The following is a 10,316-nucleotide window of genomic DNA, read 5'->3' on the forward strand; positions in this document are numbered from 1 at the left end:
GTCCCACGCTCCCGCGCGCGGGAACGTGGAACTCGCGCGCGGGAGCGTGGGACTCGCGCGCGGGAGCGTGGGACTCGCGGGGCGGGCTCACGGGGTCCCGGGGAAGGGTGGCACACCGGAGGGGTAGTCCGTGGACACGCGGCCCGGGAAGGTCGGCGCGCGTTTTTCCAGGAACGCCATCACGCCTTCCATCGCGTCCTTGCCGGCGCCGAGCTGCAGCAGCGCGCGGGAGTCCGCGCGGTGGGCGTCCCACGGCGTGGGTGAGCCGAGCATGCCCCACAGCAGCTGCCGCGACACCGCGACCGACACCGCCGACGTGTTGTCCGCGACCTCCCGGGCGATCGACATCGCCGCCGGGATCAGCTCGTCCGGCGGCACGACCCGCGAGACCAGCCCGCCGGCGCGCGCCTCGGCCGCGTCGAACACCCGCCCGGTCGCCACCCACTCCATCGCCTGCGAGATGCCGACGATCCGCGGCAGGAACCACGACGACGCGGCCTCCAGCAGGATCCCGCGTCGCGCGAACACGAACCCGAACCTGGCGTTCTCGCTGGCGATCCGGATGTCCATCGGCAGCGACATCGTCACGCCGACACCCACCGCGGGCCCGTTGAACGCACCGATGACGACCTTCTTGCACGCCGCGATCCGCAGCGCCACCGCGCCACCGGCGTCCCGCGGCACACCGTCGATCTCGCCGAACCCCTCGACGTCGCCGATCGCGTCCTTGTTGAACGTGCCCGCGCCCCGCTCCAGGTCCGCGCCCGCGCAGAACCCGCGCCCGGCGCCGGTGACCACCACCACGCGCACCGAGTCGTCCGCGTCGGCCTCGTCGAACGCCGCGACCAGCTCGTGTGCCATCTCCAGCGTGAACGCGTTGAGCCGCGCCGGCCGGTTCAACGTGATCGTGGCGATCCCGTCGGAGACCTCGTAGATGATCTCGTCGTAACTCACCGCACCGCCCATCGTCCCGTGTACGCCGCTTCGGTCTTGCTGAGGAACGCCTCGAACGCGGCCGGCGCGTCCTCGGTCGCGAAGTTCACCGTCTGCGCTCGCGCCTCGCCCTCCAGGGCTTCGCGCAGCGTCCGGCTCGCGCCCTCTTCGAGCAGCCGTTTGCTCAGCGCCAGCGCGATCGGCGGCGCCTCGGCCAGCTCCGCCGCCAGGCCGTCCACAAAGGAATCGAGCTCGCCGTCCGGCTGGATCCAGGTGACCAGGCCGAGGTCGTGCGCCTCGGCCGCGCCGATCATCTCGGCCCGCAACGCGAGCCGTTTCGCCTGCTGCAACCCGACGAGCCGGGGCAGCAGCCACGAGCCACCGAAGTCGAGCGACAGCCCGCGGCGGGCGAAGATCTGGCTGAACCGCGCCCGCTCGGTGGCCACCACCAGATCACACCCCAGCGCGAGGTTCCAGCCCGCCCCGACCGCGACGCCGTCGACCTTCGCGATCGTCGGCTTCGAGATCTCGTTCAGCGCCAGCGCGACGTCGTTGACCCGGTGCATCCGGGTCAACGGGTGGTCCTTGCGGTCCGCGGACAGGTCGGCGCCCGCGCAGAAGTCGCCACCCGCGCCGGTGACCACGACTACCCGCACGTCGTCGTCCCGCTCGGCCCGGTGGAACGCGTCGTACAGCCCGTCCCACATCGCCTGGTCGATCGCGTTCTTGCGGTGCGGCCGGTTCAGGGTCACGGTCAGCACCGCGCCCGCCCGGTCGAGCAGCACCGGCTGGTCCGTCACGAAGCACCGTCCAGCCGCCGCGCGAGCCGGGCCAGCTGCTCGTCGTGGCCGCCGAACAACAGCTCGCTGCTCTTGGCCCGCTTGTAGTACAGGTGCGCGTCGTGCTCCCAGGTGTAGCCGATGCCGCCGTGCAGCTGGAGCCCGGACGCCGCCGCCGCGAAGTAGGCGGGCCCGGTGAACACCTGCGTGGTGGCCGCGGCCAGCGGCAGCGCGTCCGGGTCGTGGTCGGCGGTCCACGCGGCGTGCCGCAGCAGGGATTCCGCGCGTTCACTCGTGCTGTAGAGGTCCGCGCAGGCGTGCTTGACCGCCTGGTAGGAGCCGATGGCGCGGCCGAACTGCACCCGCACCTTGGCGTACTCCACGGTGGTCTCCAGCACCTTCGCGATGCCGCCGACCTGCTCCGCGGCCAGCGCCACGGACGCGAGGTCACGCACCTTCTCCAGCACCGCGGCCGGATCCGCGGTGTCGACTCTCCGCGCCGGGGTGCCCGCGAAGTCCAGTTTCGCCTGCCCGCGCGTGGGGTCCAAAGTGGTCAATGGCGTGCGCCGCGCGTCCTCAGCGACGAACCAGCCGTCGGCCGAGTACACCACGAAGACGTCGGCCACGTCACCGGAGATCACGAACGGCGCGTGCCCGTCGAGCACCCAGCCGCCGTCCCGCTCGGTCGCGGTCACCGGCGCCGGGCCCCAGGACTCGGACACGGCCAGCGCGCCGATCTTCTCCCCGACCGCCAGCGCGGGCAGGACCTCGGTGTCCCCCAGCGCCACCAGCGCGTCGGCCGCGAGCACCGCGGAGGCGAAGAACGGCACCGGCGCGAGCGCGCGGCCCAGTTCCTCCAGCACCACGCACCGTTCGACGTGCCCGGCGCCCGCGCCGCCCTGGTCCTCGGGCACGACCAGCCCGGTCAGGCCCAGCTCGGCCAGGTGCCGCCACAACACGGCGTCGTAGGTCTCGTCACCGTCCACCACGGACCGGACGTCGCTGTGGTCGGCGAGCAGTTTGCGCACCGTCGACCGCAGTTGCTGTTGTTCGGTGTCGAGCACCAGCTGCACGATCCCTCTCCTTTCAGGCGGGTCGCTGCGTGCCCACCCGCAGCTCGCGGAAGGGCACGTCGCGGTCGACGACGGGTTCGCGGGGCAGGCCGAGGATGCGGTCCCCGATGATGGTGCGCTGGATCTGGTCGGTGCCACCGGCGATGCTCGACGACGGCGTCTGGTTGATCGCCAGCGCCAGTTCGTCCCCGGCCGCGTCGCCCGGCTCCCACGCCGTCACCCGCGGCCCGGCGATCAGCCCGGCGACCGCGACGGCCTGCTGCTGCAACTGGGCACCGGCGAGCTTGGCCACCGACCCGCGCGCGCCCGGCGGGGACCCGGCCTCGGCCTCCTGCCGCAGCCGCGTGTTGAACAGCGCCAGCGCCCGCTCCGCCGCGTACAGCTTCGCGAGTTCGGCTCGCACCACGGGATCGGCGTCGCGCCCGTACCGGCGCGCGGTCTCGGCGAGGTTCGCGTGGGCCAGCGGGTCGTGCCGCTTGCGGACGAACCCGCCGATCGACACGCGCTCGTGACCGAGCATGGTCACCGCGGCGAGCCAGCCCTGCCCGACCTGGCCGAGCACCGCGTCCGCGGGCAGACGCAGGTTCTCGAAGTACACCTCGTTGAACGGCGCGCGCCCGGTCATGTCCTTGAGCGGCCGCACCGTCACGGCCGGGTCGTGCATGTCGATGAGGAACATCGTCAGGCCCTGGTGCTTGGGCACGTCCGGGTCGGTGCGGGCGAGCAGCGCGCCGAAGTCGGCCAGGTGCGCGACCGTCGTCCACACCTTCTGCCCGTTGACCACCCACTCGTCCCCGTCGCGGACCGCACGGGTCTGCAGGCTCGCGACGTCAGACCCGGCGCCCGGCTCGGAGAACAGCTGGCACCAGATCTCGTCACCACGCAGCAGCGGCGGGATGTAGCGCGCCTTCTGCTCGGGTGTGCCCAGGTCGAGGATCGTCGGCCCGCACATGCCCATGCCGATCCGGAACACCGAGTTGGGCAGGTCGTAGCGGGCCGACTCCTGGTCGAAGACCTGCTGTTCGGCCGCGGTGAGGCCCTGACCGCCGAACTCCGCCGGCCAGGTGATCCCGGCCAGCCCCGCGTCGTAGAGGGCGGCCTGGAACCGCTTGGCGGTCGCCAGTTCCTCGTCGCCGGGGACGTTCTCGGCGAGCCACGCCCGGACCTTCTCGCGGAACTCGCTCATGCGACCAGCTCCAGGATGGTGGCGTTGGCCTGGCCGCCGCCCTCGCACATGGTCTGCAGGCCGTAGCGGATGCCGGCGGCACGCATGTGGTGCACGAGCGTGGTCATGATGCGCGCGCCGCTCGCGCCGAGCGGGTGGCCGAGGGCGATCGCGCCGCCGTGCGGGTTGAGGGACTTGGCATCGGCGCCGGTCTCGGCCAGCCACGCCATCGGCACCGGCGCGAACGCCTCGTTGACCTCGAACACGCCGATGTCGGAAATCGACAAGCCACTGCGCTGCAAGGCCTTCTTCGTCGCCGGGATGGGCGCGGTCAGCATGATCACCGGATCGTCGCCCGCGAGCACCGCGGTGTGCACGCGTGCGATCGGCCGCAGGCCGAGCTGGGCCGCCTTCTCACTGGTCGTCATCAGCAGGGCGGCGGCGCCGTCGCTGATCTGCGAGCTGTTGCCCGCCGTGATGACGCCGTCCTCGCGGAACGCGGGCTTGAGCCCGGCCAGCTTCTCCAGCGAACCGCCGCGGCGCACGCCCTCGTCGGCGGTGACGTCCGCGATCGGCAGCAGCTGGTCGTCGAAGGCGCCCGCGTCCTGCGCGGCGGCGGCCTTCTCGTGCGAGGCGAGGGAGAACTCGTCGACCTGGGTGCGGCTGAACCCCCACCGCTCGACGATCATCTCCGCGCCGATGCCCTGGTTGGGCCGCACCCCGCCGTACCGGGCGAGGACCTGCTCGCCCAGCGGGTTCCTGCCCTGCGCGGAAAAGCCCATCGGCACCCGGCTCATCGATTCGACACCACCGGCCACCACCACGTCGTAGTGCCCGGCGATCAGCCCGGCCGCGGCGAAGTGCACACTCTGCTGGGACGACCCGCACTGCCGGTCGACGGTCACGCCGGTCACGCTCTCCGGCCAGCCCGCGGCGAGCACGGCGTTGCGGCCGATGTCGCCGGTCTGCTCACCGGCCTGGCTCACGCACCCCCACACCACGTCGTCGATCTCGGCCGGATCGAGCCCGGACCGCTCCGCCAGACCACGCAGCACGTGCGCCGACAGGTCCACCGGGTGCACGCCGGACAGGCCGCCCTCGCGCTTGCCCACGGGGGTGCGCACCGCTTCCACGATCACCGCGTCTCGCACGGCTCCTCCTTCACTCGGCCGCGGCCGGAGCCACGTACTTCTCCTTGAGCCGCCGCTTCACCAGCTTGCCGGTCGGTGTGCGGGGCAGTTCGTCGACGAAGTCCACGCTGCGCGGCGCCTTGTAGTGGGCGATCCGCTCGCGGACGTAGGCCAGCAGCTCGGCCGCCAGCTCCGGACCGGGCGTGGCGCCGGGCGCGGGCTGGACGAACGCCTTGACCGCCTCGCCCATCTCCTCGTCCGGCACGCCGATCACCCCGACGTCGAACACCGCGGGGTGCAGCGCGAGCGCGTCCTCGACCTCCTGCGGGTAGATGTTCACCCCGCCGGAGATGATCATGAACGCCTTGCGGTCGGTCAGGTGGAGGAAGCCATCCTCGTCGAGGTAGCCGACGTCGCCGGTGGTCGTCCAGGTTTCGTGCTCGGGGTGCTGCGCCTCGCGGGTCTTGTCCGGGTCACCGTGGTAGGTGAACGGGACCTCGTCGCGTTCGAAGTAGACGGTGCCGATCTCCCCGGGCGGCAGCAGCTCGCCCGCGTCGTCGCCGTTGTGGGCGACGCCGACCACCGCGCGGCCCACCGAGCCGGGCTTGGCGAGCCACTGCTCGCTGTCGATGAACGTCATCCCGGCGCCCTCGGTGGAGGCGTAGTACTCGTAGAGGACCGGCCCCCACCAGTCGATCATCGCGCGCTTGACCTCGACCGGGCACGGCGCGGCGGCGTGCACCGCGACGCGGTGGCTGGACAGGTCGTAGCGGCCGCGCACCTCGCCGGGCAGCTTGAGCATCCGGACGAACATCGTCGGCACCCACTGGCTGTGCGTGACGCGGTGGGTCTCGATGGCGCGCAGCGCGGCTTCGGCGTCGAAGCGTTCCATCATCACCACCGTGCCGCCGAGGCGCTGTGCGGTCGCGCCGAACCGCAGCGGCGCGGCGTGGTAGACCGGCGCCGGGGACAGGTAGACCGTGTCCGGGCCGAAGCCGTACATGTGCTGCAGGACCGGGGTCAGCACGTCGCCCGGCTCGTCCACCTGGCGGTCCGGCAGGTCGACCTTGATGCCCTTCGGGCGGCCCGTGGTGCCGGACGAGTAGAGCATGTCCGCCCCGGCCGGCTGGTCCGCCGGGCGCTCGGGCGAGCCGGTGGCGAGGAAGTCGTCGAAGTCCGCGTACCCGTCGGCCGCGCCGCCGTAGACGAGCTTGACCGGCACGTCCGGGAGCAGCTCGGCGACCGCGGCGGCCAGCGGGCCCAGTGCGGCGGAGACGACCAGGGCCCGCGCGCCGGAGTCGGTGACGATGTAGGCGACCTCGCCCGGGGACAGGTGGCTGTTCACCGCGGCGAGGTAGCGGCCGGAGCGCAGGGCGGCCCAGTAGACCTCGTAGGCGCGCACCGAGTTGTCGCTGAGCAGGGCGACGGTGTCGCCACGGCCGAGGCCGGCGAGGGGAAGGGCGTCGGCGAGGCGGGTGGACCGCTCGTCGAGCTCGCCGTAGGTCAGCCGCTCGCCTGAACCCGCCATGATCACGGCGGGCTTGCCGGGATCGGCGTCGGCGTGGGTACCCGGGTACATGCGGCTCCTCCTCGAACCGTGGGACTCCCCTGCGAGAGTGCAAGGTTCCGGCGTAACAGTCAACACCGACTGTTAACGGCTATGGTGATCGGCGTGGTGACCGAAACCCGGAACCGGCAGGACCGCGCGACGAGCACGCGCACGTTGATCCTGGACGCGGCCGTGGCGTGCCTGGTCGAGCTGGGCTACGCGGGCGCGTCCACATTGGCCATCCAGGCCAAGGCCGGCGTGTCCCGTGGCCGCCTGCTGCACCACTTCCCGTCCCGGGACGAGCTGCTGGTCGCGGCCTCCCAGCACCTGACGGCGACCCGGCTCGCCCAGACCGAGGTGCGGGTCGCCGAGCAGCTCGCCGACGAGCCGGAGGGCCCGCGGCGGGTCGAGCGGTGCATCGAGCTGCTGTGGACGACCTTCCACGAGCCGCCGTTCTGGGCCGCGGTCGAGCTGTGGACGGCGGCGCGGACCAACCCGGCGCTCGCGGCGGCGCTGCGGCCGGAGGAGCGGGCGCTGCGGGAGGCGATCCGCGAGGTCGGCGACCGGATCTGGGGACCGGCGGTGTGCGCCCACCCGAACTACCCCGAGCTGCGCGAACTGCTGTTCACGAGCATGCGGGGCGCGGCGCTGCCCTACACCTTCGAACGCCACCGGGACCCGGCGAACGATCCGCACGTCCCGCTGTGGAAGTCGCTGGCGCACCGCCTGCTCTTCACTGACGGTCAGTGTTGACTGTTTCGCCGCGGGCACGGTAGAAACGCGGTACCTGACCCGCCGGATCGCCGAGGTTGCCGATGCCCGGAGTTGTCGAAGTACCCCGCCTGCTCGGGCGCGGGATGACCATGGGCGACCAGCTCGCCCGCCACGCCCGCACCCAGGGCGGCCAGCCCGCCTTCTCGTTCGAGGGCACCACCCTCACCTACGGCCAGTTCGACACGCGCGTGAGCCGGCTGGCGAACGCGTTGCGCGACCGGGGCGTCGGCTACGGCGACCGGGTGGTCGTGCTCGGCCTGAACACGCTGGAGGTGCTGGAGACCTACTTCGCGTCGACGCGCCTGGGCGCGATCTGCGTGCCGGTGAACTTCCGGCTCGTGGCTGACGAGATCGCCTACGTGCTCGCCGACAGCGGCGCCCGGGCCAGCGTGGTGCACGCTCCGCTCGCCCCGGCGCTGGCGAAGGCGCGCGAGCAGGTCGGCGACCGGGGCCCGTGCCTGGTGTTCGGCGGCGCGTTCGAGGGCATGGCGGACTACGCGGAGGCGCTGGCCGCGGCGTCGCCGGAGTTCGACGAGATCACGGTGGACGAGCAGGACCCGGCGTTCATCATGTACACCTCGGGCACCACGGGACGGCCGAAGGGCGCCGTGCTCACCCACCACAACCTGCTGATGCACGCGTTCAGCAACATGGCGACGCTGGGCACCGGGCCGGAGGACAAGGTGTGGCTGGCCGCCGCGCCGCTGTTCCACATCGCCGGGCTGTCCGGGATGCTGCCGAACCTGCTGCTCGGCGGCCGGACGGTGCTGCTGCCGAGCGGCCGGTTCGACCCGGTCGCGGTGGTGGATCTGATGGAGCGCGAGCGGGTGTCGTCGGTGTTCCTGGTGCCGGCGCAGTGGCAGGCGATCGTGAACGTGCCCGGGATCCGCGAGCGCGATCTGTCTGCGCTGTCGAAGATCTCGTGGGGCGCGGCGCCGGCGTCGACGACCCTGCTGCGCACGATGATCGACACGTTCCCCCAGGCCGAGGTGACGACGGCGTTCGGGCAGACCGAGTGCAGCCCGGTGACCACGCTGCTGCGCGGCGAGGACTCGATCCGCAAGATCGGGTCGGTCGGCAAGCCGATGCTCAACGTCGAGGTGCGCGTGGTCGACGACGACATGAACGACGTGCCGCGGGGCGAGGTCGGGGAGATCGTCTACCGCAGCCCGATGGTGATGAAGGAGTACTGGAACAAGCCGGCCGAGACGGCGGAGGCGTTCCGCGGCGGCTGGTTCCACTCCGGTGACCTGGTGCGGCAGGACGAGGACGGCTACTACTTCGTGGTGGACCGCAAGAAGGACATGATCATCTCCGGTGGGGAGAACATCTACTGCGCCGAGGTGGAGAACGTCCTGGCGGCGCACCCGAAGATCGGCGAGGTGGCGTTGATCGGCGTGCCGGACGACAAGTGGGGCGAGACGCCGCTGGCGGTGATCGCGCCACGCACCCCTGGCGACGCGCCCACGGCCGCGGAGCTGGAGGAGTGGTGCCTCGACCGGTTGGCGCGATACAAGCGGCCGCGCCGGATCGCGGTGGTGCCCGCCCTGCCGCGGAACCCGAGCGGGAAGGTGCTGAAGACGCAGCTGCGGGCCGACCGGGAGGCGGGCAAGCTGCCGATCGAATCGGCCTAGCCGCCGGTCAGGGCCTTGACGACGCGGGACGGGCTGGGGCGGCCGAGCCGCTGTGCCATCCAGGCGCTCGTCCGCACGAGCGCGTCGAGGTCCACGCCGTGCTCGACGCCCAGGCCGTCGAGCATCCAGACCAGGTCCTCGGTGGCCAGGTTGCCGGTGGCGGCCTTCGCGTAGGGGCAGCCGCCGAGGCCGCCCGCGGAGGAGTCCACTGTGGTCACTCCGGCCCTCAGGGCGGCGAGCGTGTTGGACAGCGCCTGGCCGTAGGTGTCGTGGAAGTGCACGGCGAGCTGGGAGACGTCGCCGAACGCGCCGAGGAGCGCCTCGACGTGCCCCGGCGTGGCGACGCCGATCGTGTCCCCGAGCGACAGCTGGAAGCAGCCCATGTCGAGCAGCCGCCGCCCGGCGGCCGCGACCTGCTCGACGGGCACGGCGCCCTCCCACGGGTCGCCGAAGCACATGGAGAGGTAGGCGCGCACCTCGAGCCCTTCGTGGCGGGCCCGCCGCACGACCGGCTCGAACATGGCGAACTGCTCGTCGAACGAGCGGTTGAGGTTCTTGCGCGCGAAGGTCTCGGTGGCGCTGCCGAAGATGGCGATCGCTTCCACGCCCAGCGCCAGGGCCCGGTCGAGGCCGCGCTCGTTGGGGACGAGGACGGGGTACTTCACGCCCGGGCGCCGGTCGAGCTTCGCGAGCAGGTCATCGGCGTCGGCGAGCTGCGGGACCCACTTCGGGTGGACGAAACTGGTCGCCTCGAGGGTCGTCAGCCCCGCCGCGGCGAGCCGGTCGAGGAACTCGAGCTTGGTGTCCAGGCCGATCACGGTCTGCTCGTTCTGCAGCCCGTCCCGCGGCCCGACCTCCCAGATCGCAACCCGAGCGGGCAACTCGCCCCGGGACGCCTCCCGCTGGGGCAGCCCCAGCTCACGCACACTCGCCACAGGAACAGGTTAACGCTGACTAACGCAGACGTCCAGCCGCGCAGCGCACACAGCGACCACCCCGTCAAGGTGACGTGCCTGCATTCCCCGTCATCCCGGAGCCTGCCCGTCCGGCGAGGACATCTTTTGATCTTTAGAGGTGGCTGGGGGCAGACGAAAAGCCCGCCCTTCGGGCGGGAAAACCAGGGCGCCTACGGCGCCGAACGGTCACCTTGGGTGCCACCTCCCCCGCCCCCTCTCGTTGAGTGTGTATTGGTCGCCGAGCAGCGGCGTCAAGGCGGGAAAGAGTACCTTGACCCCGCTGATCGGCGACCAAAAGCGGGCTGGGGATCGGGGGCGGGGGA

At 72.1% G+C, this 10,316-nt stretch carries 9 protein-coding genes; 2 read left to right on the plus strand and 7 right to left on the minus strand.

The genetic code is table 11. The features are described from left to right. Positions 1-87 precede the first annotated feature (87 nt). The 6 genes from D0D15_RS34415 to D0D15_RS34440 are packed head-to-tail and all read right to left on the minus strand — an operon-like array spanning position 88 to position 6,659. Complete coding sequence (locus D0D15_RS34415) at positions 88-966, minus strand: enoyl-CoA hydratase-related protein (protein ID WP_094004856.1); 879 nt, start codon at positions 964-966, stop codon at positions 88-90. Next, positions 951-1,733, minus strand: coding sequence for an enoyl-CoA hydratase/isomerase family protein (locus D0D15_RS34420; protein WP_094004855.1), 783 nt, complete (start codon positions 1,731-1,733; stop codon positions 951-953). The genes D0D15_RS34415 and D0D15_RS34420 overlap by 16 nt, the downstream gene beginning before the upstream one ends. Then, positions 1,730-2,785 (minus strand): acyl-CoA dehydrogenase family protein, encoded by a 1,056-nt coding sequence (locus D0D15_RS34425; protein ID WP_094004854.1) that lies wholly within the window; start codon positions 2,783-2,785, stop codon positions 1,730-1,732. The genes D0D15_RS34420 and D0D15_RS34425 overlap by 4 nt, the downstream gene beginning before the upstream one ends. Before the next feature lie 13 nt (positions 2,786-2,798). Continuing rightward, entirely contained in the window at positions 2,799-3,971 is a 1,173-nt protein-coding gene (locus tag D0D15_RS34430) for an acyl-CoA dehydrogenase family protein (RefSeq protein WP_094004853.1), read from the minus strand. Further along, positions 3,968-5,101: a thiolase family protein gene (locus D0D15_RS34435; protein WP_094004852.1), complete on the minus strand. Its 1,134-nt coding sequence runs from the start codon at positions 5,099-5,101 to the stop codon at positions 3,968-3,970. The genes D0D15_RS34430 and D0D15_RS34435 overlap by 4 nt, the downstream gene beginning before the upstream one ends. 10 nt (positions 5,102-5,111) lie before the next feature. Beyond that, positions 5,112-6,659, minus strand: coding sequence for an acyl-CoA synthetase (locus D0D15_RS34440; protein ID WP_115945053.1), 1,548 nt, complete (start codon positions 6,657-6,659; stop codon positions 5,112-5,114). Between the two features lie 93 nt (positions 6,660-6,752). On the opposite strand from D0D15_RS34440, the gene D0D15_RS34445 reads away from it, so the two are divergent. Together D0D15_RS34445 and D0D15_RS34450 are read left to right on the plus strand one after the other, a co-directional pair. After that, positions 6,753-7,382 (plus strand): TetR/AcrR family transcriptional regulator, encoded by a 630-nt coding sequence (locus tag D0D15_RS34445; RefSeq protein ID WP_233157183.1) that lies wholly within the window; start codon positions 6,753-6,755, stop codon positions 7,380-7,382. A 62-nt stretch (positions 7,383-7,444) separates the two neighbouring features. Next, on the plus strand, positions 7,445-9,037 hold the full coding sequence (locus D0D15_RS34450; protein ID WP_094004849.1) for a long-chain-fatty-acid--CoA ligase: 1,593 nt from the start codon (positions 7,445-7,447) through the stop codon (positions 9,035-9,037). On the opposite strand, the gene D0D15_RS34455 is transcribed toward D0D15_RS34450, so the two are convergent. Then, the gene (locus tag D0D15_RS34455; protein ID WP_162830728.1) at positions 9,034-9,972 is read right to left on the minus strand and encodes a hydroxymethylglutaryl-CoA lyase; all 939 of its coding nucleotides are present in this window, start codon (positions 9,970-9,972) and stop codon (positions 9,034-9,036) included. The two genes, D0D15_RS34450 and D0D15_RS34455, sit on opposite strands and share 4 nt — an antisense overlap. Positions 9,973-10,316: the final 344 nt, after the last annotated feature.

The organism is Amycolatopsis thermalba (assembly GCF_003385215.1).
GTDB classification, from domain to species: domain Bacteria; phylum Actinomycetota; class Actinomycetes; order Mycobacteriales; family Pseudonocardiaceae; genus Amycolatopsis_E; species Amycolatopsis_E thermalba.

Bases quoted from the DNA above. Each gene is read 5' to 3' on its own strand.
- D0D15_RS34440 (WP_115945053.1), bottom strand. From the start codon at position 6,659: ATGTACCCGGGTACCCACGCCGACGCCGATCCCGGCAAGCCCGCCGTG.
- D0D15_RS34450 (WP_094004849.1), top strand. From the start codon at position 7,445: ATGCCCGGAGTTGTCGAAGTACCCCGCCTGCTCGGGCGCGGGATGACC.
- D0D15_RS34430 (WP_094004853.1), bottom strand. From the start codon at position 3,971: ATGAGCGAGTTCCGCGAGAAGGTCCGGGCGTGGCTCGCCGAGAACGTC.
- D0D15_RS34415 (WP_094004856.1), bottom strand. From the start codon at position 966: ATGGGCGGTGCGGTGAGTTACGACGAGATCATCTACGAGGTCTCCGAC.